The sequence below is a fragment of the Escherichia sp. MOD1-EC5990 genome (assembly GCF_002965285.1).
Taxonomy (GTDB): Bacteria; Pseudomonadota; Gammaproteobacteria; order Enterobacterales; family Enterobacteriaceae; genus Escherichia; species Escherichia coli_F.
In genome coordinates, this window is the sequence record NZ_PTRV01000010.1 from 1 (window position 1) to 24,952 (window position 24,952).

General features: G+C 50.5%; 26 protein-coding genes, 3 tRNA genes, 1 pseudogene and 1 other annotated feature. Of the genes and pseudogenes, 14 read left to right on the forward strand and 16 right to left on the reverse strand.

What is annotated here, in order from left to right; genetic code table 11:
• A tRNA-Asn gene (locus tag BEB42_RS13375) sits at nucleotides 1-73 on the reverse strand.
• A gap of 160 nt (nucleotides 74-233) precedes the next feature.
• Between BEB42_RS13375 and yeeO the strand changes: the two genes are divergently transcribed.
• Together yeeO and BEB42_RS13385 are read left to right on the forward strand one after the other, a co-directional pair.
• Entirely contained in the window at nucleotides 234-1,721 is a 1,488-nt protein-coding gene (gene yeeO, locus BEB42_RS13380) for a toxic metabolite efflux MATE transporter YeeO (protein WP_077627094.1), read from the forward strand.
• A gap of 100 nt (nucleotides 1,722-1,821) precedes the next feature.
• A tRNA-Asn gene (locus BEB42_RS13385) sits at nucleotides 1,822-1,897 on the forward strand.
• Between the two features lie 37 nt (nucleotides 1,898-1,934).
• Here BEB42_RS13385 and cbl read toward each other — a convergent pair.
• Together cbl and nac are read right to left on the reverse strand one after the other, a co-directional pair.
• Nucleotides 1,935-2,885, reverse strand: a complete 951-nt coding sequence (cbl, locus tag BEB42_RS13390; protein WP_001011014.1) for an HTH-type transcriptional regulator Cbl — start codon at nucleotides 2,883-2,885, stop codon at nucleotides 1,935-1,937.
• 101 nt (nucleotides 2,886-2,986) lie between these two features.
• A complete protein-coding gene (gene nac, locus BEB42_RS13395) occupies nucleotides 2,987-3,904 on the reverse strand; it encodes a nitrogen assimilation transcriptional regulator NAC (protein ID WP_001011467.1) in 918 nt (305 codons plus the stop codon).
• 326 nt (nucleotides 3,905-4,230) lie between these two features.
• Between nac and BEB42_RS13400 the strand changes: the two genes are divergently transcribed.
• Nucleotides 4,231-4,306, forward strand: a tRNA-Asn gene (locus BEB42_RS13400).
• Nucleotides 4,307-4,361: 55 nt separating this feature from the next.
• Here the strand turns inward: BEB42_RS13400 and ldtA are convergent.
• From ldtA to BEB42_RS13425, 5 genes are all read right to left on the reverse strand, one after another.
• Nucleotides 4,362-5,297 (reverse strand): L,D-transpeptidase, encoded by a 936-nt coding sequence (ldtA, locus tag BEB42_RS13405; protein ID WP_123058309.1) that lies wholly within the window; start codon nucleotides 5,295-5,297, stop codon nucleotides 4,362-4,364.
• 61 nt (nucleotides 5,298-5,358) lie between these two features.
• Nucleotides 5,359-6,438 carry a nicotinate-nucleotide--dimethylbenzimidazole phosphoribosyltransferase gene (cobT, locus tag BEB42_RS13410; RefSeq protein ID WP_001193832.1) on the reverse strand — a complete coding sequence of 360 codons (1,080 nt, stop codon included), beginning with the start codon at nucleotides 6,436-6,438 and terminating at the stop codon, nucleotides 5,359-5,361.
• Between the two features lie 11 nt (nucleotides 6,439-6,449).
• Nucleotides 6,450-7,193 (reverse strand): adenosylcobinamide-GDP ribazoletransferase, encoded by a 744-nt coding sequence (gene cobS, locus BEB42_RS13415; RefSeq protein WP_001297350.1) that lies wholly within the window; start codon nucleotides 7,191-7,193, stop codon nucleotides 6,450-6,452.
• A complete protein-coding gene (cobU, locus tag BEB42_RS13420; protein ID WP_000973165.1) occupies nucleotides 7,190-7,735 on the reverse strand; it encodes a bifunctional adenosylcobinamide kinase/adenosylcobinamide-phosphate guanylyltransferase in 546 nt (181 codons plus the stop codon). Before cobU ends, cobS begins: the two co-directional genes overlap by 4 nt.
• A 133-nt stretch (nucleotides 7,736-7,868) precedes the next feature.
• Nucleotides 7,869-8,228, reverse strand: coding sequence for a hypothetical protein (locus BEB42_RS13425; RefSeq protein ID WP_000543512.1), 360 nt, complete (start codon nucleotides 8,226-8,228; stop codon nucleotides 7,869-7,871).
• On the opposite strand from BEB42_RS13425, the pseudogene BEB42_RS13430 reads away from it, so the two are divergent.
• Nucleotides 8,207-8,503 (forward strand): annotated as a pseudogene (locus BEB42_RS13430) (EutP/PduV family microcompartment system protein); the annotation flags it as partial. The gene BEB42_RS13425 and the pseudogene BEB42_RS13430 overlap by 22 nt on opposite strands.
• A gap of 100 nt (nucleotides 8,504-8,603) precedes the next feature.
• Here the strand turns inward: BEB42_RS13430 and BEB42_RS13435 are convergent.
• The 4 genes from BEB42_RS13435 to dacD form a co-directional block, all read right to left on the reverse strand.
• Nucleotides 8,604-8,933, reverse strand: a complete 330-nt coding sequence (locus tag BEB42_RS13435) for a DUF496 family protein (protein WP_000450409.1) — start codon at nucleotides 8,931-8,933, stop codon at nucleotides 8,604-8,606.
• 171 nt (nucleotides 8,934-9,104) lie between these two features.
• The gene (locus tag BEB42_RS13440; protein WP_001200890.1) at nucleotides 9,105-10,163 is read right to left on the reverse strand and encodes an FUSC family protein; all 1,059 of its coding nucleotides are present in this window, start codon (nucleotides 10,161-10,163) and stop codon (nucleotides 9,105-9,107) included.
• A gap of 197 nt (nucleotides 10,164-10,360) precedes the next feature.
• Nucleotides 10,361-10,834, reverse strand: a complete 474-nt coding sequence (gene sbmC, locus BEB42_RS13445; protein WP_001105394.1) for a DNA gyrase inhibitor SbmC — start codon at nucleotides 10,832-10,834, stop codon at nucleotides 10,361-10,363.
• Between the two features lie 118 nt (nucleotides 10,835-10,952).
• Nucleotides 10,953-12,119, reverse strand: a complete 1,167-nt coding sequence (gene dacD / locus BEB42_RS13450) for a serine-type D-Ala-D-Ala carboxypeptidase DacD (protein WP_001353122.1) — start codon at nucleotides 12,117-12,119, stop codon at nucleotides 10,953-10,955.
• 208 nt (nucleotides 12,120-12,327) lie between these two features.
• On the opposite strand from dacD, the gene sbcB reads away from it, so the two are divergent.
• Entirely contained in the window at nucleotides 12,328-13,755 is a 1,428-nt protein-coding gene (gene sbcB, locus BEB42_RS13455) for an exodeoxyribonuclease I (RefSeq protein WP_000980548.1), read from the forward strand.
• Nucleotides 13,756-13,828: 73 nt separating this feature from the next.
• Here the strand turns inward: sbcB and plaP are convergent, their stop codons facing one another.
• The 4 genes from plaP to BEB42_RS13475 all read right to left on the reverse strand — a co-directional run bounded on the left by plaP (nucleotide 13,829) and on the right by BEB42_RS13475 (nucleotide 17,253).
• Nucleotides 13,829-15,187: a putrescine/proton symporter PlaP gene (gene plaP, locus BEB42_RS13460; RefSeq protein WP_000019197.1), complete on the reverse strand. Its 1,359-nt coding sequence runs from the start codon at nucleotides 15,185-15,187 to the stop codon at nucleotides 13,829-13,831.
• The gene (yoeI, locus tag BEB42_RS13465; RefSeq protein ID WP_010723108.1) at nucleotides 15,177-15,239 is read right to left on the reverse strand and encodes a membrane protein YoeI; all 63 of its coding nucleotides are present in this window, start codon (nucleotides 15,237-15,239) and stop codon (nucleotides 15,177-15,179) included. The genes plaP and yoeI overlap by 11 nt, the downstream gene beginning before the upstream one ends.
• Nucleotides 15,240-15,453: 214 nt before the next feature.
• Nucleotides 15,454-16,383, reverse strand: coding sequence for a LysR substrate-binding domain-containing protein (locus BEB42_RS13470; protein ID WP_000803365.1), 930 nt, complete (start codon nucleotides 16,381-16,383; stop codon nucleotides 15,454-15,456).
• A 45-nt stretch (nucleotides 16,384-16,428) separates the two neighbouring features.
• Complete coding sequence (locus BEB42_RS13475; protein ID WP_000754726.1) at nucleotides 16,429-17,253, reverse strand: SDR family oxidoreductase; 825 nt, start codon at nucleotides 17,251-17,253, stop codon at nucleotides 16,429-16,431.
• A 426-nt stretch (nucleotides 17,254-17,679) separates the two neighbouring features.
• Between BEB42_RS13475 and hisL the strand changes: the two genes are divergently transcribed.
• The 9 genes from hisL to hisIE all read left to right on the forward strand — a co-directional run bounded on the left by hisL (nucleotide 17,680) and on the right by hisIE (nucleotide 24,909).
• Nucleotides 17,680-17,730, forward strand: coding sequence for a his operon leader peptide (gene hisL / locus BEB42_RS13480; RefSeq protein ID WP_001364200.1), 51 nt, complete (start codon nucleotides 17,680-17,682; stop codon nucleotides 17,728-17,730).
• Nucleotides 17,706-17,829 (forward strand) — a sequence feature (His leader region). (Overlaps the previous gene by 25 nt.)
• Before the next feature lie 46 nt (nucleotides 17,830-17,875).
• Entirely contained in the window at nucleotides 17,876-18,775 is a 900-nt protein-coding gene (gene hisG, locus BEB42_RS13490) for an ATP phosphoribosyltransferase (protein ID WP_000131779.1), read from the forward strand.
• A 5-nt stretch (nucleotides 18,776-18,780) separates the two neighbouring features.
• Complete coding sequence (gene hisD / locus BEB42_RS13495; RefSeq protein ID WP_001353120.1) at nucleotides 18,781-20,085, forward strand: histidinol dehydrogenase; 1,305 nt, start codon at nucleotides 18,781-18,783, stop codon at nucleotides 20,083-20,085.
• Entirely contained in the window at nucleotides 20,082-21,152 is a 1,071-nt protein-coding gene (hisC, locus tag BEB42_RS13500; protein WP_105267415.1) for a histidinol-phosphate transaminase, read from the forward strand. Before hisD ends, hisC begins: the two co-directional genes overlap by 4 nt.
• A complete protein-coding gene (gene hisB, locus BEB42_RS13505) occupies nucleotides 21,152-22,219 on the forward strand; it encodes a bifunctional histidinol-phosphatase/imidazoleglycerol-phosphate dehydratase HisB (protein WP_000080062.1) in 1,068 nt (355 codons plus the stop codon). The genes hisC and hisB overlap by 1 nt, the downstream gene beginning before the upstream one ends.
• Nucleotides 22,219-22,809, forward strand: a complete 591-nt coding sequence (hisH, locus tag BEB42_RS13510; RefSeq protein WP_001103560.1) for an imidazole glycerol phosphate synthase subunit HisH — start codon at nucleotides 22,219-22,221, stop codon at nucleotides 22,807-22,809. The genes hisB and hisH overlap by 1 nt, the downstream gene beginning before the upstream one ends.
• Entirely contained in the window at nucleotides 22,809-23,546 is a 738-nt protein-coding gene (gene hisA, locus BEB42_RS13515; protein WP_000586491.1) for a 1-(5-phosphoribosyl)-5-[(5-phosphoribosylamino)methylideneamino]imidazole-4-carboxamide isomerase, read from the forward strand. The genes hisH and hisA overlap by 1 nt, the downstream gene beginning before the upstream one ends.
• Nucleotides 23,528-24,304 carry an imidazole glycerol phosphate synthase subunit HisF gene (gene hisF / locus BEB42_RS13520; protein ID WP_000880156.1) on the forward strand — a complete coding sequence of 259 codons (777 nt, stop codon included), beginning with the start codon at nucleotides 23,528-23,530 and terminating at the stop codon, nucleotides 24,302-24,304. Before hisA ends, hisF begins: the two co-directional genes overlap by 19 nt.
• Entirely contained in the window at nucleotides 24,298-24,909 is a 612-nt protein-coding gene (gene hisIE / locus BEB42_RS13525) for a bifunctional phosphoribosyl-AMP cyclohydrolase/phosphoribosyl-ATP diphosphatase HisIE (protein WP_000954838.1), read from the forward strand. Before hisF ends, hisIE begins: the two co-directional genes overlap by 7 nt.
• The last annotated feature ends 43 nt before the right edge of the window (nucleotides 24,910-24,952 follow it).

The window sequence follows — 24,952 nt, forward strand, 5'->3', positions numbered from 1 at the left end:
CTCCTCTGACTGGACTCGAACCAGTGACATACGGATTAACAGTCCGCCGTTCTACCGACTGAACTACAGAGGAATCGCTGTTGAGGCACATCTTAACGGCGAAAAATTTTTTGTCAAACCCGATTTTTAAATTCCTCAACTGTTTGCCGTTTCTATCAACAGTTTGTTGCATTTGCAGACAATTTGTCGGCAAAAATCTTTGCAGCTTTGCTGATTCTCCCTCATCATTTGAAATGTGGTTTCACTTTTTGCAATTAAGGTCGGCTTTGAATATCTCCTCTGCTTTACGCCAGGTTGTTCACGGCACTCGCTGGCACGCCAAACGCAAGAGTTACAAAGTGTTGTTCTGGCGCGAGATAACCCCGCTTGCTGTTCCTATCTTCATGGAGAACGCCTGTGTCCTGTTGATGGGTGTCCTGAGCACTTTTCTGGTCAGCTGGCTGGGAAAAGATGCGATGGCCGGCGTGGGATTGGCGGACAGCTTCAATATGGTCATTATGGCTTTTTTTGCAGCTATCGATCTTGGTACTACTGTCGTTGTGGCATTTAGTCTCGGTAAGCGGGATCGACGACGAGCGAGGGTGGCGACGCGACAGTCATTGGTGATCATGACGTTGTTTGCCGTACTGTTGGCAACGCTTATTCATCATTTTGGCGAACAAATTATTGATTTCGTCGCGGGTGATGCCACGACAGAAGTTAAAGCACTGGCGTTGACTTATCTGGAGCTGACGGTACTCAGTTATCCAGCAGCTGCCATCACTTTGATTGGTAGCGGGGCACTTCGTGGTGCAGGGAATACGAAAATACCGCTACTGATTAACGGTAGCCTGAATATTCTTAATATTATTATTAGCGGCATATTGATTTACGGCCTTTTCTCCTGGCCGGGACTGGGATTTGTCGGGGCTGGGTTGGGGTTAACCATTTCTCGTTATATTGGCGCAGTGGCAATTTTGTGGGTGCTGGCGATTGGTTTTAATCCTGCGCTAAGGATTTCGTTAAAGAGCTATTTTAAACCGCTGAATTTTAGCATTATCTGGGAAGTCATGGGGATTGGTATTCCAGCGAGTGTCGAATCAGTGTTATTTACCAGTGGTCGGTTATTAACCCAAATGTTCGTTGCCGGGATGGGGACCAGTGTTATTGCCGGGAATTTTATCGCGTTTTCAATTGCGGCTCTTATCAACTTACCCGGAAGTGCGCTCGGCTCTGCTTCTACGATCATTACAGGCCGAAGGTTGGGGGTAGGGCAGATAGCGCAAGCAGAGATTCAGTTGCGGCATGTGTTCTGGCTGTCCACTCTTGGATTAACGGCCATCGCCTGGCTAACGGCTCCCTTTGCTGGGGTTATGGCATCGTTTTACACCCAGGATCCACAGGTTAAACATGTCGTTGTGATTCTGATTTGGCTAAATGCTTTATTTATGCCTATTTGGTCTGCCTCATGGGTGCTACCCGCTGGATTTAAGGGTGCTCGCGATGCCCGTTACGCCATGTGGGTTTCTATGTTGAGCATGTGGGGTTGCCGGGTTGTAGTCGGTTATGTGCTGGGAATCATGCTTGGCTGGGGTGTGGTTGGTGTCTGGATGGGAATGTTTGCCGACTGGGCTGTGCGGGCCGTGCTGTTTTACTGGCGCATGGTTACTGGACGTTGGCTGTGGAAATACCCTAGATCTGAGCCGCAAAAGTGTGAAAAAAAGCCAGTTGTGTTGAAATAAACGACAAAGTGCAGATTATTTCAGCAAACGATTTCAAATTTAAAAAACAGGCTTTGACATTGTGGATGGGCGTCGCTAATATTCGCCTCGTTCTCACGATTCCTCTGTAGTTCAGTCGGTAGAACGGCGGACTGTTAATCCGTATGTCACTGGTTCGAGTCCAGTCAGAGGAGCCAAATTTCTGAAAAGCCCGCTTTTATAGCGGGCTTTTTGCTATATCTGATAATCAATTTCCTCTTCACTGTTCTCCATCACCTGGCGCTTGATATCCTCAACTGACAGTCCTGCATTACAAAGTTCCAGAAAGCGCCAGACATAGTTACGCTGAAGTTGTCCTCGCTTGAGTCCCAACCAGACAGTATTAGCATCGAAAAGATGCCGCGTATCCAGACGGATTAAATTCTTTTCCTCTTGTTCACCGCTGGATTGTTCGGCAACTAATCCAATCCCCAGCCCGAGTGCAACATAGGTTTTAATGACATCAGAATCCTGCGCACTTAATACAATATCTGCCAGCAAACCTTTGCGGACAAATGCGTCATCAATACGTGAGCGCCCCGTAATCCCCTGTCGGTAAGTGATTAACGGCCACTTCGCTATTGATTCCAGCGTCAACGGTATAATTTGCGTCAAGGGATGATCGAGTGGAACAAGCAAACTATGGTGCCAACGAAACCACGGGAAGGCGACGAGCTGCGGGTCATTACTTAAACGCTCGCTGGCGATACCAATATCAGCTTCGCCATTTTGCAACAAAGTTGCAATTTCCTGTGGCGTCCCCTGGATTAGCTCCAGCCGAACCTCCGGGAAAAGTTCGCGAAAAGCTTTAATGACCTCAGGCAAGCTATAACGTGCCTGAGTATGCGTCGTTGCAATAGTGAGAACGCCAGACGTATCGTTGGTAAACAGGTCTGCAAGCCGACGAACATTACTGGCTTCATTCAGAATACGTTCTGCAATGACCAGTAATGCTTTGCCCGGTTCAGTCATGCCCAGCAGTCGCTTACCTCGTCGAACAAATATTTCGATGCCAAGTTCATCCTCCAGTTCCCGAATGTGACGGCTGACGCCTGACTGTGAGGTAAAAAGCATATTCGCAACCTCTGTCAGGTTGTAATCCTGACGTGCAGCCTCGCGGATTATCTTTAGTTGTTGGAAATTCACGGTAAACTCCGGGCAGTTCAGATATCACGTTATTGTTAAAGTTTAATGCCCGGCATAACAAATAATAAAAACCCGCATCTTATTCCATCCCGATATAACGCTTAGCTCACCAATTGCCACTGCCTTTTTTCCATCACTGGAGAACTCATCACTGACATTAACAACTCTTTCACTGCTTGCGCCTGTGGTGATAAGTTCGCTCTGGCGGGTAAATTTAATGACAAAGAGAGACTCATTGAAGGTGTGGTAATGCGTGACATCCATCCGTTTACTGCGCCACATAACGAACGCGCGGCCGATTCGGGTAAGACTGCAACGCCCATGCCGCTGGCAATTGCTGCGGTAAGCGTGGCAATAGACTCAATTTCCCCAATAACTTTTGCTGTAAGCCGCCGTAGGGAAAAAGCCTCATCAACACGAAGTCTAACGGCACTGTAATCGCTGGGGAGAAAGAGGTTCATTTGTGCTATAGCATTAACATCAACGCTTTGCCCCGGACAATCTTGCGTTCCTACCAGGAAAAGATCTTCTTTCAGCAAAGCCTGACTGGAAACACCAGCCACAGGAGAATGCTCATAAATCACTGCCATATCGAGTTGGTGGCTTATCAGTTTTTCGTTGAGCACAGCACCGCTATTTTCATGGAGATAAATAACAATTTCCGGGAATTCAGCGCGAACCGCCTGCAATAAAGGCATGGTGATGGATGACGCAGCGGTTCCTGGCGCAAAGCCAATCGAGACTTGCCCCGATAATGCCTGACCAACGTTATGCACCGCCAGTTGGGCCTGCTCACACTGACGTAAAATGGCCCGCGCATGGGTATAGAGAATTTTTCCGGCGTCAGTTGGCGTAACGCCCCGTTTTGTGCGAATCAAAAGTTGTTGATTTAACTCACCTTCCAGTGTGGCAACCTGCTGACTGAGCGCTGGTTGTGCGATATGCAATACTTCAGCAGCCTGGGTCAGGCTACCAATATCTACAATTTTTACGAAGTATTTCAAGCGTCTGAAGTTCATGTTGCCTCCGGTGTTTAAGAATCGGCCCAAGTGCCGCCATTACTTACAACCAGAGTGCAAGATGCTTGCCAGTTTTATTTTGGCGTTGATGTACAAGCTAAGCAACTGTCAAATAAGAGATTATGATAGATTCGTCATTGGCTCCTTTAATCAGCTGTCGCGTTCCCCTGCCCTATAAAAGGAGGGTATGCACCACGATGGTTCATTACCCAATAAGATTGAAAGCTCACCACTTTGTTGAAATTGACAGCAAACAAACAAAAAAATGCATTTCACCCTTTGACATCACCATGCACTGCCATTAATATGCGCCCCGTTCACACGATTCCTCTGTAGTTCAGTCGGTAGAACGGCGGACTGTTAATCCGTATGTCACTGGTTCGAGTCCAGTCAGAGGAGCCAAATTCAAAAAAGCCTGCTTTCGAGCAGGCTTTTTGCTTTCTAATTAACAACGCTCTTAAAACATCTGTCTTGAACCAGAACTAATTTGCACAGGCATTCCTGATCGGCGCTGCAATGCAGCATTTGCGCGATTCACATCAACTTCTTGCCCGTTGATAAACGCCCGCAAAGATGGCGTTACTGGCAAAGGCACTTTTCGGTCTGACTCATATTCCGCACGGTTGCGCGACAGCGGCTCATGAACTTCCAGCCACTTTGATCCATCCGGTTCCGTTGTGTATTTCACTGGCTGATCAATAATTTGTACACGAGTACCTACAGGAACATTATCAAACAGATATTTGATATCGTCATTGCGCAGACGAATACAGCCCTGACTTACCCGGAGCCCAATACCAAAATTGGCATTGGTACCGTGGATGGCATATAGCCTGCCAATATAAATCGCGTACAGCCCCATGGGATTATCAGGCCCCGCAGGAACAAATGCGGGCAAACTCTCCCCTCGTTTCGCATATTCGCGCCGGGTGTTCGGCGTTGGCGTCCAGGTTGGTGCTTCTTGTTTACGTTTAACGGTAGTCACCCAGTTACGCGGGGTTTCTCGCCCAGCCTGGCCGATACCAATAGGAAAGACTTCCACAGTATTACTGTCTGGAGGGTAGTAATAAAGACGCATCTCAGCGACGTTAATCACAATCCCTTTACGAGCAGTGGCGGGCAAAATTAGTTGCTGCGGAATGGTGAGTTGCGAGCCTGACCTCGGCAAGAAAACATCAGCGCCCGGATTCGCTTCCAGCATGTTACTTAACCCTTGCCCGTATTGTGCGGCAAAAGTCTCCAGCGGGTGGGTATTGTGATCAGGAACAGTTACAGTAAGCGACTGTCCCACTAAACGGCTACCCTCTGGAGGTAATGGATAAGTTACCGCCAGGCTATTATGGCTGGCAAAAAGTAGAGCAAATGAGCAAAAAATATTTACACGACGCATCATGTCCCTTTCCTAAGTCGCGAATACTATCCGATAAGTATAGCTTTTATCAGACTTTTCGTTTTTAACTGTTCAAATCAGAAGTCGTATTCCCCGGTAGAACAATATTACTGGCAGCAAGTTCGCCCATGCTGTTGTATATCGCACAGGCAGCTTCGATGATGGGCATCGCCAGAGCTGCGCCACTTCCCTCACCTAAACGCATATCCATATTGAGATAAGGCTCCAGCCCCAAATGCGACAACGCTATACGCGCCCCTTTTTCTGCCGACAGGTGAGAAGGAATGAGATACGGTTTGATTGCAGGAGACATCTGGCAGGCTGCGAGCGCGGCAGCATAAGAAAGAAATCCATCCAGCAACACCGGTAAACCGCAGGACGCAGCGCCTAACATCACGGCAGCCATTCCGACCAAATCAAATCCACCCACTTTTGCCAGGACATCAACGCCATCCTGCGGATTTGGTTGATTCAACGTAATCGCCCGTCGCACAACATCAATTTTATTAGCCAGTTTATCTGTCGGCAGGTTTGCGCCAATCCCAACCACTTCTTCAGGATCCCGGCCAGTGATTGTGCTCACTATCGCCGCTGCCGGTGTCGTGTTTGCCATCCCCAGTTCACCTACACCAAACAGCGTGACACCGTTTTTTGCCAGCTCCCGCGTATAGCATATGACGTCCAAAAGCAACGTTTCAGCCTGACGGCGACTCATTGCCGGAGCTGAAGCAATATTGCCGCTACCTCGTGCGACACGCATGTTGATAAGCCCGGGGATAGGCTCAGCAGTATCAATACCAACATCAATTACGTGGACGTAAGCGCCCGCTTGTGCTGCCAGCACACACACGCCGGTTGTTCCGCGGGTCATATTTTCAGCCTGAATGGCTGTCACTTCTTTTGGGGAAATAGCGACCCCTTCCTCCCAGACGCCGTGATCGGCACACATAACCAGTACCGCTTTTTTGCCCACATGCGGTATGCCATTCAACCCCGGCATTCCCGCCAGTTGTACGCCAAGCGCCTCCAGCCTTCCCAGGCTACCAACAGGTTTGAGTAACCCGTCAATATGCCGTTGTGCACGCGACATAGCGGCAGGATCGATGGCAGGGATCGTATTCAGTAAATTGGCAAGTGTTTGCATGTCACGTCTCTTTATAGCAGTGCCAGCAGGAAGACCAGTTCACCAAGCTCTATGGCTGCTCCCAGCGTATCGCCGGTTTGCCCGCCCAGCGTACGTTTGAGAAGCTGACCGAGGATGAAAATCGCCACCATCGTCACCACCATAGCAGCCACACCATGCATACCTGGCAATAATACGGCAGCAAAAATAGCGGCTAAACCGAGTGTGACGCAGGTTTGTCGCCCATCAATTTTGCCAATGAACACATTGCCAAGCCCTTCTTCTCGGGCATAACGATGACGATACATCAATAATGCGGCAGTCCCACGGCTGACCGCACATGCTGCCGCCAGCGATGCAAGGATCGGTTCGCCACGCAAAGCCAGCTCGCTTAACACCAGAATCTTTGCCAGTACAACAAAAATCAATGCCAGACCGCCGTGGGTGCCTAAACGGCTATCACGCATGATTTCCAACATGCGATCGCGGCTACGTGCAGAAAATACGCCATCACAGGTATCAGCGAGGCCGTCCAGGTGGAATCCCCCGGTCATCAGCGCCAGCACAAGTACGCTAAACAATGCCGCCAGTGGTACGCCACACCATGCCTGCAGCACCATGAAGACCAGCCCGCTAATCGCGCCAAGCAATAATCCAATTAAAGGAAAAGTAATAATACCGCGAGAATAATGCTCGAAATCCAGTCCCTGGGACCAGCGACGCGGTACAGGCAGACGCGTAATAAATGAGAGCATCGCCCAAAATAATTTACTCATTTGATTTTTACTCCAATACCCGAAACCACCAGCCATACTTCATTTGCCGCAGCGGCCAGCTGCTGATTTACCCGCCCGGCAATATCACGAAAATGTCGTGCCAGACGACTCTCCGGCACAATCCCCATTCCCACTTCATTAGTCACTAATACAACCTTTGCGGGGCAACGTTGGCAGGCAGCAATCAACGACTGAATCTCAGCATTAATCGCCTGTTCCATCGCCTGATAATCCCATTCATCAGGGTCTTTATCGCCGCCATAATCAAACAACAGATTAGTCACCATTGTGGTAACGCATTCCAGCAACACAGCCTCATTCGGGTTAATGTCTGCATGAATTAATTCATCAAGATGTTGCCAGCGCTCCACTGTGCGCCAGTGAGCCGGGCGGCCTTGCCGATGATGTTCTATCCGTGCAGCCATCTCATCATCAAGGATTTGCGAGGTGGCGATATACAGAACCTGTGAAGAGTCCCCAATAAGCGCCTCTGCGTGGCGACTCTTCCCGCTCCGTGCGCCCCCCGTCACCAAAATCATCATACCGACTCCTGATTCAATTGTATGATGGTATTCATTGAACAGAACAATGGATCCCCCACCGTTGCTGACCGCAAAACATTTACGCGATTAATACTGCGCGTAATATAATTAAAAATCCAGCATTCTCAATCCATTACGAAAGAAGATGGCATTGCGGAATAGCCAGACTTCCTCGTGTTAACGTCCGACAAAATGCGTCATTGACAGCGGTTTCTCTGGCATGACAGATTTCATTCAAATAATGGATTAATGCTACAGCCCCACCAGCCGGACCATTCAGCAAACGGGCATTGTGTTCTGCAATCAAAATTACCGTCGTTCCCTCAGAATGAGGGAACCATTCTGGAACGGATATCTCGCTTTCAGCTGCTATCAATAGCAGCACTGAATAATCGCTATACGCATCTGATAACGATTGCACAGGCCCACCGTTAAGAGGCTGGAAATCTTGCTGCCAGTCCTCACCAATAAAATCGCCGCCTTTACAGTGCATTGTTGGTCAGTGCCTGCGAAGCAGACATTATCGCGCTGGTACTTAATGCGGACGCACCGTGGTCACCTTTTTCGCCAGGCTTTACCTCGTCAATGAATCGCCCGGTCATCGGAGTAGTAACCAAAGCAGATTTAGCCAGTATGGAACAAATATCTTTGGTGAAATGTTGGTTACGGGAAGCTGGAGCGCACAACGTGTTAGTAACCAGTGCGGTTAATAACAATGGAGTTACAGAACTTTTTGCCTTGCTGCATACAGAAGAAGGCTGTCGCTAATTTCAATAGGTTATCAGATGGGAGTGATGACGGTGATACACAGAAAAGAAACAATGAGCAATGAGGGTTACCGGGCAACCCTCATTGAATAAAACAGGAATTACTTCGCTTCGCCGTTTTTCATTTCGCCCATAGCTTTCAGCTTTTTGGAGATATCGCGGCGTTCTTTGGAGAGCTCGGCATTTTTGATGATGTAATCGTCAACGCGATCTTCATAGTCACCTTTCATGCTGGCGATGATGCCCTGGATTGCTTCAACGCTCATCCCCGGCTTGATGTAATCACTCAGGTTGTCCAGCAGCAGGACGCGCTTCTGGTTGTCACGGATCTTTTTCTCAACGTCCTGAATTTCACGTTGCAGTTTGTTCTTACGACGGAACAGACGAACAAATTCCAGTACATCCTGGAATGAAGGCTTGGTAGTTTCCATTTTTATACCCCTGATAATGTGAGAGTCGGATTCGTTTAAGCAACCGCTATTCGTTAGGGCCAACATTACTCATAGCTGCCGCAGATGACAATGCTTTTATCCCTTTTCACTATCATACCCTTTATCCTTGCTGAATCGAAGCAGCAGCAAGATGATTCTGAAGTTCAGGAATTATTTGCGCAAGGCCCGGCAAATCAGATTCGATAGCAATTCAAGCTGATGCGCTGTTTCCATGTTCAGCCACACATAACCATAGATTGGTGTTTCCACGACTTTCAGGTCATGGTGGTTATCGAGCAACTGACGCAGCTCTTCCACAGCATCGTTCAATTTTTCCGTATTGGCAAAAACCGGCTGCGGATTACCTTCGTACAGCGCATGAACAAGGCTCAGCAGTATTTGCTGCATCATGTGCTGGGTATCACGAAGTTTTTGCGCGTTCAATAACACGAAATGGCTGGGGCGCGTGGCCCAGTATGCATTGATTTGCAACTCCAGCATACAAACCAGATTGCGATTAATGGTCTGGATACCTTCATATATCGATTTGGGAATACGGGTTTCTTTGCTGGCGGGCGCAATCAGCCCACGCATTTTCACGGCATCGGTCAGGAGTTTTTGTAGATGGCTTTCCAGACGTGGGCGTTCGAGTAAGTTCGGTGAGAATGCAGATTGATAGACCCGATTATACTCGGTCAGACTTTTCGCCAGTTGAATGCGCCAGTGGATGAACGCCCTTTGTGGCCAGATACCGGTAAACAACATTGCCAGTAAAGAGCCGAGGATCACATCGCCGCTTCGCCATAACGCCGTATCAATTTCACCTGTCGGGGAACCAACAACAATTGCCAGCGTCACCCCAATCAATAAACCTTGATACGGTTTCTTGCCCAGCGCCAGCCAACCACAAAGGAACATGGCCGCCGCGCACCAGACCAACATCAGAGGTAACGAGATTAACTCCAGTTGCAGAGCGATAAGACCTAAAATCGACCCCAACACCGTACCGCCAATACGTTCAAAGGCGCGAGGGACAACGTTACCCCAGAACGAGATTGGCCCCATAATCACCACCATGGTGACCAGCGGCCAGGTGCTTTCCGGGATAGTAAACAGGCGGATAATGAGAAAAGTGAGCAGGAATGCCAGCGCGACCCGAGTACCATGCACAATGCGGTAATGGCGGTATACCCGGATTTCAAACGGGCTTAATGACTTATCGGCACGCACGCAGAAACTCCGTTAATGAAGATTAAAAGCGCTCATAACACATCTGTCGGCCAGAAGGCGCGCCTCTGAATTATCCGACGGACATACCGGGAACAGTGTAATTTCCCGGCAGGAGCGAAAAATTTGAAAGGCGCATCTTACTCTTTTCGCTTTCAAAAAAAGAGTGGTCATCGCGTTACACACCGCCCTGAGATGAATTAGTGATGTTTTGGCTGCACCGCAACATACATTTCGATATCCCAGTACCCCTCTTCCGCGCCATTGTTCAAATAAACCTCAAAGCAGGGCTTTGGTAACATTTCATAAGCACTGTCCTGCAAGAGGCTATTAATGAACTGATACCAGGGTTTAGCAAAATCATCACCGACTACACGCGCCACCGCCACCGCATACTGACCACCTGAAATTTCTGTCAGAATGACGCCCTCACTGTTTTCGGGGAGCGTAAAGTTATTCGGTACCGTCACGACGGTGTCGCAGCGTAATTTTTCGGCGGGTGTTTCATCTGGATTGTCGTAATAGACAGCAACCCACTCCTTCGGCACGATATTTTTGCTATCTACCCACATCATCAACTGCTCAAAACCTTTCTTTACCGTCTGCTCCCACGGGCCAACAAGATGGAAACCTGCAACGGTACGTTTATCTTCCTGCTTAATCTCGTAGTTCATGACACCTCCACCAATACTGTTTTTATATACAGTATAGTTGCAATATTAAAACCACAAGGAATGAGTGTTGATTATGCGAGCAGACTCGCACTCCTGCCAGTCTGCTGCAAAAGAAAGGTCAGGCCTTATGGTGGAAATAATCACTCAGGCGGGAAAACATGCTGCCTTCCCCGACAGATTCCAGGGTAACCAGCGGCCAGTGCGCCACCTGTTTATCACGGTCGTAAAGTTCAATTTCCCCTACCCGCTGATGGGCGCTAATTGGCGCGGTGAGTTCTTTACCATCAAGGGTATATTTGGCTTTGATATGTGGAATTTCGGCTTTAGGTAGCACCATCCAGAACTCTTGTTCCGTTCCCAGGGCGATATTTTCTTTATCGCCATACCAGATACGTTCCGTCCCGACCTTTTTCCCACGGTGCAAAATTTGCACCGTAGTAAAGTTTTGTTGCCCCCAACGCAGTAATTTTCTTGCCTCGTCCTCACGACCTTTTGCGCTGTCAGCACCCATTACCACTGCAATGAGGCGACGCTGCCCGTCTACAGCCGAAGCAATGAGATTAAACCCGGCACCAGAAGTATGACCCGTTTTCAGGCCGTCAACATTCATGGTTTTATCCCACAATAACCCGTTACGGTTTTGCTGGGTGATACCGTTCCAGGTGAGGCTTTTCTCACTGTACATATGATAAAACTCGGGCTCGCCGTGGATGATAGCGCGAGAAAGCACAGCTAAATCATAAGCCGAGCTATGCTGGCCAGGTGCATCCAGACCATGCACTGTTTCAAAATGCGTATCCTTGAGATGCAGCTTCTCGGCATAGTTGTTCATCATTTCAACAAACTGCCGTTGCCCACCGGCAATATAGTCAGCCAGTGCAACACAAGCGTCATTTCCGGAATCCACAATTAAACCACGGCTTAAATCACGTACCGATACGCGATCGCCCTCTTTCAAAAACATCAGTGAAGAACCGACAAACACCGGATTATCTTTCGCCCACGCATCACGCCCCACGGTGACAATATCGTCTGGCGTAATGCGATGACTATCGATAGCGCGATCCACAACATAGCCCGTCATCAGCTTTGTCAGGCTGGCGGGATTGCGCTGTTGATGCTCATTACCCGCGGTGAGAATCTGACCGGTGGTGTAATCCATCAATACCCAGGACCCGGCATGAATCTCTGGAGGCTGAGGTGAAAAAGGAATGTTTTCCGCCGCAAAACCAGACGATAAATTAAAAACGAACAAAGAAGCAGCAATAATAAGACGGCGTTTCAACAGCAAACCCTCAGGTGTTTCAAATAGCTGTTCTTTTTACGGAAATACTTATGAACTGGCTGGAATAAAGTGCAAGAAAATGTGACTACTATCTCATTTTTATCTGACATGATCTGTTGCCACTCGCTGCCAAATTGTCGCGCTAAAGCTGATTAGCACGGTGATATTTGATACTCTGGCAGACAGCAGAAATAACGGATTTAACCTAATGATGAATGACGGTAAGCAACAATCTACCTTTTTGTTTCACGATTACGAAACCTTTGGAACGCACCCCGCGTTAGATCGCCCTGCACAGTTCGCAGCCATTCGCACTGATAACGAATTCAATGTCATCGGCGAACCCGAAGTCTTTTACTGCAAGCCCGCGGATGACTATTTACCCCAGCCTGAAGCAGTATTAATTACCGGTATTACCCCGCAGGAGGCACGGGCGAAAGGAGAAAACGAAGCCGCGTTTGCCGCCCGTATTCACTCGCTTTTTACCGTACCGAAGACCTGTATTCTGGGCTACAACAATGTGCGTTTCGACGACGAAGTCACACGCAACGTTTTTTATCGTAATTTCTACGATCCTTACGCCTGGAGCTGGCAGCATGATAACTCGCGCTGGGATTTACTGGATGTTATGCGTGCCTGTTATGCCCTGCGCCCGGAAGGAATAAACTGGCCTGAAAATGATGACGGTCTACCGAGCTTTCGCCTTGAGCATTTAACCAAAGCGAATGGTATTGAACATAGCAACGCCCACGATGCGATGGCTGATGTGTACGCCACTATTGCGATGGCGAAACTGGTAAAAACGCGTCAGCCACGCCTGTTTGATTATCTCTTTACCCATCGTAATAAACACAAACTGATGGCGTTGATTGATGTTCCGCAGATGAAACCCCTGGTTCACGTTTCCGGAATGTTTGGGGCATGGCGTGGCAATACCAGCTGGGTGGCACCGCTGGCGTGGCATCCTGAAAATCGCAATGCCGTAATTATGGTGGATTTGGCAGGAGACATTTCGCCATTACTGGAGCTGGATAGCGACACATTGCGCGAGCGTTTATATACCGCAAAAGCCGATCTTGGCGATAACGCCGCCGTTCCGGTTAAACTGGTGCATATCAATAAATGTCCGGTGCTGGCCCAGGCGAATACGCTACGCCCGGAAGATGCCGACCGACTGGGAATTAATCGTCAGCATTGCCTCGATAACCTGAAAATTCTGCGTGAAAATCCGCAAGTGCGTGAAAAAGTGGTGGCGATATTCGCCGAAGCCGAACCGTTTACGCCTTCAGATAACGTGGATGCACAGCTTTATAATGGTTTTTTCAGTGACGCCGATCGTGCAGCAATGAAAATTGTGCTGGAAACCGAGCCGCGTAATTTACCGGCACTGGATATCACTTTTGTTGATAAACGGATTGAAAAGCTGTTGTTCAATTATCGGGCGCGCAACTTCCCGGGGACGCTGGATTATGCCGAGCAGCAACGCTGGCTGGAGCACCGCCGCCAGGTTTTCACGCCAGAGTTTTTGCAGGGCTATGCTGATGAATTGCAGATGCTGGCACAACAATATGCCGATGACAAAGAGAAAGTGGCGCTGTTAAAAGCGCTTTGGCAGTACGCGGAAGAGATCGTCTGAAACAAAAAAGCCGGAGCGACAAACTCCGGCTTTTTGAGATTTACCGGATGATTATGTCATCCGGCTTGTAAGATTATGCAACGTCTTCGTACTGCGGAACCGGGTTACGGAAGCTCTTGGTGACACAAGCCAAGTAAATCAGACCGATTGCCGCCCAGATCAAACCCAGAACCATTGAGCTTTCTTCCAGGTTAACCCACAGCGCACCAACGGTCAGCGCACCACACATCGGCAGGAACAGATACTGGAAGTGATCTTTCAACGTCTTGTTACGCTTCTCACGGATCCAGAACTGCGAGATAACCGACAGGTTAACGAAGGTGAACGCCACCAGCGCACCAAAGTTAATCAGCGCCGTAGCCATTACCAGGTCAAAGTTGATTGCCAGCAGGGCAATCGCGCCAACCAGGATGATGTTCATTGCCGGAGTACGCCATTTCGGGTGCACATAACCGAAGAAGCTTTTCGGGAACACGCCGTCACGACCCATTACGTACATCAGACGCGCTACGCCTGCGTGCGCCGCCATACCGGACGCCAGTACGGTAATGGTGGAGAAGATCAGCGCGCCGACCTGGAACGCTTTACCCGCAACATACAGCATGATTTCAGGCTGTGACGCATCCGGATCTTTAAAGCGAGAGATATCCGGGAAGTACAGTTGCAGGAAGTAAGTTGCAAAGATGAAGATCATGCCACCGATAAGCGCGGTCAGGAAAATTGCACGCGGGATCACGCGCTCTGCATCTTTGGTTTCTTCCGACAAGTTGCTGATGCCGTCAAAGCCGGTAAAGGAGAAGCACAGAATCGTCGCACCAGTGATCATCGGAATGACATGTGCATCACCAGACCAGAACGGACGAGTGCTCGCCAGCGTACCAGCGCCTTCACCTTCAAATACGCCGTAAACTACCATGCCCAGAATTACCGCGATCAGCACTACCTGCAACACCACGATGACGGTGTTGAAGTTCGCTACGGATTTCAGACTACGCAGGTTAAAGGCGGTCATAAAGGCCACCAGCGCCACCACAAACATCCACGATGGAATGGAAGGCACCAGAGCTTCAAAATAGATTTTCGCCAGCAGAATGTTGATCATCGGCGCGAACAGATAGTCGAGCAGAGAAGACCAACCCACCATAAAGCCGACGGTCGGGCTAATGGATTTCTGGGCGTAAGTGTATGCAGAGCCAGCAGAAGGATAGCGGCGAACCAGCTTCCCGTAGCTCAGAGCCGTAAACAGGATCGCAATCAATGCGAACGCATAGGCTGTCGGCACATGACCATCCGTGAGGCCTGAAACGATACCAAATGTATCAAACAGCGTCATCGGCTGCATATAGGCAAGACCCATCATTACAACCGGAACTAACGTAAGCGTTTTACGCAATTCCACGCGAGAGGTGTTTGGAGTAACGTTATGCGACATGGTCATTCTCCTTTACGGTAATAACCGTCGCGTAAGCAAAAAATTGCCCCATTTTTTTGGATTCCTCAGCGACAACAACTGTCGATTTTTAGTAAATATCTATCCGGTACGAAGCCCGGCCTCTTGGTATGAATGATTGGTTTGAAGCAAAAAATAACCGACGCTAATTAAACGTCGGTTTTTAGTCATTTTTTGACAGCGGCGCATTGTGCCTAAATGGGGGGGAAATGACAAGAGAATGAGAGGCTTGTCATAATAATTTTTCTTTAAATGGCTGATTTTCCGTCATCAGATTTTGTATAAACACCGGCGATCGCACTATTTGCTAAAATCTCGTCTCGCCACCAGGCGCTGGCAAGTCCTGCGGTCTGTTCGTTCCAGCCAATCCAGACAGGTTCAAAGAGAGTTTGGGCGACCACTTTCTTCTCGATTAACGCGCCACTATCGAGAAAACGTTGCGCCAGATAACGGGGTAAATAGCCGCAGCCAAGGCCGCTAATTTGCAGCTCCAGCTTGGTTTTAAAATCGAAAACGGTAATGGCTTCTTGTTCGTCGAGAAGTTGCGAGGCCGTAGAAGCGCCTGCCTGCGCAGTATCCCCTACCACAATCGCCCGATATCGCTTAATGATACGACGGTTTAACGGTTCTTCTTCCTGGGCTAACGGATGATGGGGCGCGACCGCAAAGACTTGTTCAAGATCGCCCAACCGTGAAAAACCAAACTCACTGGAAGATGGTGGCTCATGCATCGCACCAACAATAATATCCGCTCGTCCCTGAGTCAGGGCATCCCAGGAACCACCGAGCACGCCATTGATAAACTTCAGGCGCGTCACGCTATGATGTTGATAAAAAGCTTCAATGAGTGGCGCGAGAAGAGAAAAAGGGAAGGTGTCGTCCACGCCAATCACCAGCTCGTTTTCCCAGCCTTCATGCAGTTTTATCGCCTGCTTTTCCAGTTCTCGCACGGTATGCAGAACTTCCCGCCCCTTCTCTAATAACATTTTTCCGGTGCGGGTGAATTTTGCGCGGTGACCGCTACGATCAAGCAATTGAATGTTAAGGTCGCTTTCCAGCTTGTGAACGGTGTAACTCAGTGCGGACGGCGTCTTATAGAGTTTGGCCGACGCCGCCGCAAAACTGCCTTCTTTTTCTAAGGCATCGAGGATCATCAATACATCCAGCAGTGGTTTCATACACGCCCCCTTGCAGTGCATGCGGCGTCCTGCTGGCGTGATCGTTTACTCCAGCGGCATTACCAGCGGATCGGGATACTGGTATTCAAATCCCAGTTCATTACAAATCCGGCTGCCATCAATAATCTTACCTTTGCCGCTGTCCAGACTATTTCTGAACTGCGGAGGTTCAAGCCCCAGTAAACGGGCCATTTGCGGATAGAAAACATTACGCGCAGGGTGAGCTGGCGCACATATATTATAGATGTGTCCGCCTTTAGGTGCCTGTAACAACAGGGTGATAGCGCCAATAACATCTTCTAAATGGACTAAATTGACACCATGTTCACCATCAGGTGCGGTTTTTCCGGCAAAAAAGCGACCAGGATGACGTTCCGGCCCGACCAGGCCCGCAAGACGCAGAATATCGACTGAAGTACCGGGTAAATTGTGCAGCCAGTCTTCAAGTTCTTTTAATACTCGTCCACTGTTGGTCACCGGATTACGCGGGGTGGTTTCTTTAACGGTGCCTTGTGCGTCGCCATAGACAGACGTTGAGCTGGTAAAAATAATGCGGGGAATATGATGAGCCAGCGCACTATCCACTAACTCTTGTACCGCTTGTAAATAGAACTCATCGCCGGGGCCGCTACGACGTGCCGGAAGCGTGATGACCAGCGCATCAGCATCCATCAGGGCATCCAGATCGTCAGAATCGCAAACTAACTCAGGTTCCATACGAAGCAGATAACTATCAATGCCACTCATTCGGGCCGCTTCGACGCCATCTTGTGTGGTTTTACTCCCGGTGACTTGCCAGCCTCGCGCTGAAAGTGACATCGCCAGCGGCATGCCTAACCACCCTAACCCGACAATTGCGACCTTTTTCATCCGTTATCTCCTGATACACCTTAGATCTATAAGGCTACGCTAGCGTATCAAAACTGACAATTCATTCTATGAATGAAATCGAAACTGTTAGCAAATATACAATTGCCTGATGCGCTCCGCTTATCAGTCCTACAAAAACATCAATATATTGAATTTAGGCAACATTTGTAGACCAGATAAGGCATTCACGCCGCATCCGGCAGGAACCAAGCCCACTTTAGTTACAGAACACAATGTTCTTGAGGGTTTTAAAGACATATTTTCACGATTACTTTTTTAACGTAGCCACTCCTGGCCCTCTCCTTTCCCCGCTCATTCATTAAACAAATCCATCGCCATAAAATATATAAAAAAGCCCTTGCTTTCTAACGTGAAAGTGGTTTAGGTTAAAAGACATCAGTTGAATAAACATTCACAGAGACTTTTATGACACGCGTTCAATTTAAACACCACCATCATCACCATCATCCTGACTAGTCTTTCAGGCGATGTGTGCTGGAAGACATTCAGATCTTCCAGTGGTGCATGAACGCATGAGAAAGCCCCCGGAAGATCACCTTCCGGGGGCTTTTTTATTGCGCGGTTGTTAACGGTTCAGACAGGTTTAAAGAGGAATAAGAAAATGACAGACAACACTCGTTTACGCATAGCTATGCAGAAATCCGGCCGTTTAAGTGATGACTCACGCGAATTACTGGCGCGCTGCGGCATTAAAATTAATCTTCACACCCAGCGCCTGATCGCGATGGCAGAAAACATGCCGATTGATATTCTGCGCGTACGTGACGACGACATTCCCGGTCTGGTAATGGACGGCGTGGTTGACCTTGGGATTATCGGCGAAAACGTGCTGGAAGAAGAGCTGCTTAACCGCCGCGCCCAGGGTGAAGATCCGCGCTACTTTACCCTGCGTCGTCTGGATTTCGGAGGCTGCCGCCTTTCGCTGGCAACGCCGGTTGATGAAGCCTGGGACGGCCCGCTCTCCTTAAACGGTAAACGTATCGCCACCTCTTATCCTCACCTGCTCAAGCGTTATCTCGATCAGAAAGGCATCTCTTTTAAATCCTGCTTACTGAACGGTTCTGTCGAAGTTGCGCCGCGCGCCGGCCTGGCGGATGCGATTTGCGATCTGGTTTCCACCGGTGCCACGCTGGAAGCTAACGGCCTGCGCGAAGTCGAAGTTATCTACCGCTCGAAAGCCTGCCTGATCCAACGCGATGGCGAAATGGAAGAATCCAAACAGCAACTGATCGACAAACTGCTGACGCGTATTCAGGGCGTGATCCAGGCGCGCGAATCAAAATACATCATGATGCACGCACCAACCGACCGACTGGATGAAGTCATCGCTCTGCTGCCAGGTGCCGAACGCCCAACCATTCTACCGCTGGCGGGTGATCAACAGCGCGTAGCGATGCACATGGTCAGTAGCGAAACCCTGTTCTGGGAAACGATGGAAAAACTGAAAGCGCTGGGTGCCAGTTCGATTCTGGTCCTGCCGATTGAGAAGATGATGGAGTGATCGCCATGAGCTTTAACACAATCATTGACTGGAATAGCTGTACTGCGGAGCAACAACGTCAGCTGTTAATGCGCCCGGCGATCTCCGCCTCTGAAAGTATTACCCGCACTGTTAACGATATTCTCGATAACGTGAAAACGCGTGGCGATGAGGCCTTGCGGGAATACAGCGCGAAGTTTGATAAAACCACGGTTACCGCGCTGAAGGTATCTGCGGATGAGATCGCCGCCGCCAGCGAACGCCTGAGCGACGAGCTAAAACAGGCGATAGCGGTGGCAGTAAAGAATATTGAAACCTTCCACACTGCGCAAAAACTGCCGCCGGTAGATGTCGAAACGCAGCCAGGCGTGCGTTGCCAGCAGGTCACGCGCCCGGTCGCTTCAGTGGGTTTGTATATTCCTGGCGGCTCCGCCCCGCTCTTCTCAACAGTATTAATGCTGGCAACTCCGGCGCGTATAGCAGGCTGTAAAAAAGTAGTGTTGTGCTCACCGCCGCCGATTGCCGATGAAATTCTTTACGCGGCGCAGCTGTGCGGCGTGCGGGACGTGTTTAACGTCGGTGGCGCACAGGCCATTGCCGCGCTGGCGTTTGGTACAGAATCCGTGCCGAAAGTGGACAAAATCTTCGGGCCTGGCAACGCCTTTGTCACCGAGGCAAAACGTCAGGTGAGCCAGCGTCTGGACGGTGCGGCGATCGATATGCCCGCAGGCCCATCGGAAGTGCTGGTGATTGCTGACAGCGGCGCTACGCCGGATTTCGTGGCTTCTGATTTGCTTTCTCAGGCTGAACACGGCCCGGATTCACAGGTGATTTTGCTGACTCCTGATGCTGATATGGCGCGTCGCGTTGCCGAAGCTGTCGAACGCCAGCTGGCAGAACTGCCGCGAGCCGAAACCGCCCGTCAGGCACTGAGCGCCAGCCGCCTGATCGTAACCAACGATTTAGCGCAGTGCGTGGAGATCTCCAACCAGTACGGCCCGGAGCATCTGATCATTCAGACCCGCAACGCCCGCGATCTGGTCGATGGCATCACCAGCGCCGGTTCGGTATTTCTCGGTGACTGGTCACCGGAATCGGCAGGTGATTACGCCTCCGGCACCAACCACGTGCTGCCGACTTACGGTTATACCGCCACCTGTTCCAGCCTCGGGCTGGCAGATTTCCAGAAACGCATGACCGTACAGGAACTGTCGAAAGAAGGCTTTTCCACGCTGGCTTCGACCATTGAAACACTGGCCGCCGCCGAGCGCCTGACTGCCCACAAAAATGCCGTTACTTTGCGTGTTAACGCCCTTAAGGAGCAAGCATGAGCACCGTGACTATTACCGATTTAGCGCGTGAAAACGTCCGCAACCTGACGCCGTATCAGTCGGCGCGTCGTCTGGGCGGTAACGGCGACGTCTGGCTGAACGCCAACGAATATCCCACAGCCGTGAAGTTTCAGCTTACTCAGCAAACGCTCAATCGCTACCCGGAATGCCAGCCAAAAGCGGTGATTGACAATTACGCGCAATATGCAGGCGTAAAACCGGAACAGGTGCTGGTCAGCCGTGGCGCGGACGAAGGTATTGAACTGCTGATCCGCGCTTTTTGCGAACCGGGTAAAGACGCCATCCTCTACTGTCCGCCAACGTATGGCATGTACAGCGTTAGCGCCGAAACCATTGGTGTCGAATGCCGCACAGTGCCGACCCTGGAAAACTGGCAACTGGACTTACAGGGCATTTCCGACAAACTGGACGGGGTAAAAGTGGTCTATGTTTGCAGCCCCAACAACCCCACCGGGCAACTGATCAACCCGCAGGATTTTCGCACCCTGCTGGAGTTAACCCGCGGTAAGGCGATTGTGGTTGCCGATGAAGCCTATATCGAGTTTTGCCCGCAGGCATCGCTGGCTGGCTGGCTGGCGGAATATCCGCACCTGGCTATTTTGCGCACACTGTCGAAAGCTTTTGCTCTGGCGGGGCTTCGTTGCGGATTTACGCTGGCAAACAAAGACGTCATCAACCTGCTGATGAAAGTGATCGCCCCCTACCCGCTCTCGACACCGGTTGCCGATATTGCGGCCCAGGCATTAAGCCCGCAGGGAATCGTCGCCATGCGCGAACGAGTGGCGCAAATTATAGCAGAACGTGAATACCTGATTGCCGCACTGAAAGAGATCCCCTGCGTAGAGCAGGTTTTTGACTCTGAAACCAACTACATTCTGGCACGCTTTAAAGCCTCCAGCGCAGTGTTTAAATCTTTGTGGGATCAGGGCATTATCTTACGTGATCAGAATAAACAACCCTCTTTAAGCGGCTGCCTGCGAATTACCGTCGGAACCCGTGAAGAAAGCCAGCGCGTCATTGACGCCTTACGTGCGGAGCAAGTTTGATGAGTCAGAAGTATCTTTTTATCGATCGCGATGGAACCCTGATTAGCGAACCGCCGAGTGATTTTCAGGTGGACCGTTTTGACAAACTCGCCTTTGAACCGGGCGTGATCCCGGAACTGCTGAAGCTGCAAAAAGCGGGCTACAAGCTGGTGATGATCACTAATCAGGATGGTCTTGGAACACAAAGTTTCCCGCAGGCGGATTTTGATGGCCCGCACAACCTGATGTTGCAGATCTTCACCTCGCAAGGCGTGCAGTTTGATGAAGTGCTGATTTGTCCACACCTGCCCGCCGATGAGTGCGACTGCCGTAAGCCGAAAGTCAAACTGGTGGAGCGTTATCTGGCTGAGCAAGCGATGGATCGTGCCAACAGTTATGTTATTGGCGATCGCGCGACCGATATTCAACTGGCCGAAAACATGGGCATTAATGGTTTACGTTACGACCGCGATACTCTGAACTGGCCGATGATTGGCGAACAGCTCACTAAACGCGATCGTTATGCCCATGTAGTGCGCAACACCAAAGAGACGCAGATTGACGTTCAGGTGTGGCTGGATCGCGAGGGTGGCAGCAAGATTAACACCGGCGTTGGCTTCTTTGATCACATGCTGGATCAGATTGCTACCCACGGCGGCTTCCGTATGGAAATCAACGTTAAAGGCGACCTCTATATCGACGATCACCACACTGTCGAAGATACCGGTCTGGCGCTGGGCGAAGCGTTAAAAATAGCTCTTGGCGACAAACGCGGTATTTGCCGCTTCGGTTTTGTGCTGCCGATGGACGAATGCCTTGCCCGCTGCGCGCTGGATATCTCTGGTCGCCCGCACCTGGAATATAAAGCCGAGTTTACCTACCAGCGCGTGGGCGATCTCAGCACCGAGATGATCGAGCACTTCTTCCGTTCGCTTTCATACACCATGGGCGTGACCCTGCACCTGAAAACCAAAGGTAAAAACGATCACCACCGTGTAGAGAGCCTGTTCAAAGCTTTTGGTCGCACCCTGCGCCAAGCTATCCGCGTGGAAGGCGACACCCTGCCCTCGTCTAAAGGAGTGCTGTAATGAACGTGGTGATCCTTGATACCGGCTGCGCCAATTTGAACTCGGTGAAGTCTGCCATTGCGCGTCACGGTTATGAACCCAAAGTTAGCCGTGACCCGGACGTCGTGTTGCTGGCCGATAAACTGTTTTTACCCGGCGTTGGCACCGCGCAAGCGGCGATGGACCAGGTGCGTGAGCGCGAGTTGTTTGATCTCATCAAAGCCTGTACCCAACCGGTGCTGGGCATCTGCTTAGGGATGCAACTGCTGGGGCGGCGCAGCGAAGAGAGCAACGGTGTCGATTTGCTGGGCATCATCGACGAAGACGTGCCGAAAATGACCGACTTTGGTTTGCCGCTGCCGCATATGGGCTGGAATCGTGTTTACCCGCAGGCAGGCAACCGCCTGTTTCAGGGGATTGAAGACGGTGCGTACTTTTACTTTGTTCACAGCTACGCAATGCCAGTCAATCCGTGGACCATCGCCCAGTGTAACTACGGCGAACCGTTCACCGCGGCGGTACAAAAAGATAACTTCTACGGCGTGCAGTTCCACCCGGAGCGTTCTGGTGCCGCTGGCGCTAAGTTGCTGAAAAATTTCCTGGAGATGTGATGATTATTCCGGCATTAGATTTAATCGACGGCACCGTGGTGCGTCTCCATCAGGGCGATTACGGCAAACAGCGCGATTACGGTAACGACCCGCTGCCGCGCTTACAGAATTACGCCGCACAAGGTGCCGAAGTACTGCACCTGGTGGATCTGACCGGGGCAAAAGATCCGGCTAAACGTCAAATCCCGCTGATTAAAACCCTGGTCGCGGGTGTTAACGTCCCGGTGCAGGTTGGCGGCGGCGTGCGTAGCGAAGAAGACGTGGCGGCGTTACTGGAAGCAGGCGTTGCGCGTGTGGTGGTTGGCTCCACCGCGGTGAAATCACCAGAAATGGTGAAAGGCTGGTTTGAACGCTTCGGTGCCGATGCCTTAGTGCTGGCGCTGGATGTCCGTATTGACGAGCAAGGCAACAAGCAGGTGGCAGTCAGCGGTTGGCAAGAAAACTCGGGCGTTTCGCTGGAACAACTGGTGGAAACCTATCTGCCCGTCGGACTGAAACATGTGCTGTGTACCGATATCTCGCGCGACGGCACGCTGGCAGGTTCTAACGTCTCTTTATATGAAGAAGTTTGCGCCAGATATCCGCAGGTGGCATTTCAGTCCTCTGGCGGAATTGGTGACATTGATGATGTAGCGGCCCTGCGTGGTACTGGCGTGCGCGGCGTAATAGTTGGTCGTGCATTACTGGAGGGTAAATTCACCGTGAAGGAGGCCATCACATGCTGGCAAAACGCATAATTCCGTGTCTCGACGTTCGTGATGGTCAGGTGGTGAAAGGCGTACAGTTTCGCAACCATGAAATCATTGGCGATATTGTACCGCTGGCAAAACGCTACGCCGAAGAAGGCGCTGATGAACTGGTGTTCTACGATATCACCGCTTCCAGCGATGGACGCGTGGTAGATAAAAGCTGGGTATCGCGCGTTGCGGAAGTGATCGACATCCCGTTCTGTGTGGCGGGTGGGATTAAGTCTCTGGATGATGCCGCCAAAATTCTTTCTTTTGGCGCGGATAAAATTTCCATTAACTCCCCTGCGCTGGCGGACCCGACGTTAATCACTCGCCTGGCCGATCGCTTTGGCGTGCAGTGTATTGTGGTCGGTATTGATACCTGGTACGACGCCGAAACCGGTAAATATCATGTGAATCAATATACCGGCGATGAAAGTCGCACCCGCGTCACTCAGTGGGAAACACTCGACTGGGTACAGGAAGTGCAAAAACGTGGAGCCGGAGAAATCGTCCTCAACATGATGAATCAGGATGGCGTGCGTAACGGTTACGACCTCGAACAACTGAAAAAAGTGCGTGAAGTTTGCCACGTCCCGCTGATTGCCTCCGGTGGCGCAGGCACAATGGAACACTTCCTCGAAGCCTTCCGCGATGCCGACGTTGACGGCGCGCTGGCAGCTTCTGTATTCCACAAACAAATAATCAATATTGGTGAATTAAAAGCGTACCTGGCAACACAGGGCGTGGAGATCAGGATATGTTAACAGAACAACAACGTCGCGAACTGGACTGGGAAAAAACCGACGGACTGCTGCCGGTGATTGTGCAACACGCGGTATCCGGCGAAGTGTTAATGCTGGGCTATATGAACCCGGAAGCCTTAGACAAAACCATCGAAAGTGGCAAAGTCACCTTCTTCTCGCGCACTAAACAGCGACTGTGGACCAAAGGCGAAACGTCGGGCAATTTCCTCAACGTAGTAAATATTACGCCGGACTGCGACAACGACACGTTACTGTTGCTGGCGAATCCCATCGGCCCGACCTGCCACAAAGGCACCAGCAGCTGCTTCGGCGACACCGCTCACCAGTGGCTGTTCCTTTATCAACTGGAACAACTGCTCGCCGAACGCAAATCTGCCGACCCGGAAACCTCTTACACTGCCAAACTGTATGCCAGCGGCACCAAACGCATTGCGCAGAAAGTGGGCGAAGAAGGCGTGGAAACCGCACTGGCCGCGACAGTACATGATCGCTTTGAGCTAACCAACGAGGCGTCTGATTTGATGTATCACCTGCTGGTGTTGTTGCAGGATCAGGATCTGGATTTAACAACGGTGATTGAGAACCTGCGTAAACGGCATCAGTGAGTTGCGTGCTGACCGGATGCGATGTTGTTGTCGCATCCGGCAA

Coding starts and splice junctions, on each gene's coding strand:
- yeeO (WP_077627094.1), top strand. CDS start 234: ATGTGGTTTCACTTTTTGCAATTAAGGTCGGCTTTGAATATCTCCTCT.
- nac (WP_001011467.1), bottom strand. CDS start 3,904: ATGAACTTCAGACGCTTGAAATACTTCGTAAAAATTGTAGATATTGGT.
- ldtA (WP_123058309.1), bottom strand. CDS start 5,297: ATGATGCGTCGTGTAAATATTTTTTGCTCATTTGCTCTACTTTTTGCC.
- cobT (WP_001193832.1), bottom strand. CDS start 6,438: ATGCAAACACTTGCCAATTTACTGAATACGATCCCTGCCATCGATCCT.
- cobS (WP_001297350.1), bottom strand. CDS start 7,193: ATGAGTAAATTATTTTGGGCGATGCTCTCATTTATTACGCGTCTGCCT.
- cobU (WP_000973165.1), bottom strand. CDS start 7,735: ATGATGATTTTGGTGACGGGGGGCGCACGGAGCGGGAAGAGTCGCCAC.
- BEB42_RS13425 (WP_000543512.1), bottom strand. CDS start 8,228: ATGCACTGTAAAGGCGGCGATTTTATTGGTGAGGACTGGCAGCAAGAT.
- BEB42_RS13435 (WP_000450409.1), bottom strand. CDS start 8,933: ATGGAAACTACCAAGCCTTCATTCCAGGATGTACTGGAATTTGTTCGT.
- sbmC (WP_001105394.1), bottom strand. CDS start 10,834: ATGAACTACGAGATTAAGCAGGAAGATAAACGTACCGTTGCAGGTTTC.
- sbcB (WP_000980548.1), top strand. CDS start 12,328: ATGATGAATGACGGTAAGCAACAATCTACCTTTTTGTTTCACGATTAC.
- plaP (WP_000019197.1), bottom strand. CDS start 15,187: ATGTCGCATAACGTTACTCCAAACACCTCTCGCGTGGAATTGCGTAAA.
- BEB42_RS13470 (WP_000803365.1), bottom strand. CDS start 16,383: ATGAAACCACTGCTGGATGTATTGATGATCCTCGATGCCTTAGAAAAA.
- BEB42_RS13475 (WP_000754726.1), bottom strand. CDS start 17,253: ATGAAAAAGGTCGCAATTGTCGGGTTAGGGTGGTTAGGCATGCCGCTG.
- hisG (WP_000131779.1), top strand. CDS start 17,876: ATGACAGACAACACTCGTTTACGCATAGCTATGCAGAAATCCGGCCGT.
- hisD (WP_001353120.1), top strand. CDS start 18,781: ATGAGCTTTAACACAATCATTGACTGGAATAGCTGTACTGCGGAGCAA.
- hisC (WP_105267415.1), top strand. CDS start 20,082: ATGAGCACCGTGACTATTACCGATTTAGCGCGTGAAAACGTCCGCAAC.
- hisB (WP_000080062.1), top strand. CDS start 21,152: ATGAGTCAGAAGTATCTTTTTATCGATCGCGATGGAACCCTGATTAGC.
- hisH (WP_001103560.1), top strand. CDS start 22,219: ATGAACGTGGTGATCCTTGATACCGGCTGCGCCAATTTGAACTCGGTG.
- hisA (WP_000586491.1), top strand. CDS start 22,809: ATGATTATTCCGGCATTAGATTTAATCGACGGCACCGTGGTGCGTCTC.
- hisF (WP_000880156.1), top strand. CDS start 23,528: ATGCTGGCAAAACGCATAATTCCGTGTCTCGACGTTCGTGATGGTCAG.
- hisIE (WP_000954838.1), top strand. CDS start 24,298: ATGTTAACAGAACAACAACGTCGCGAACTGGACTGGGAAAAAACCGAC.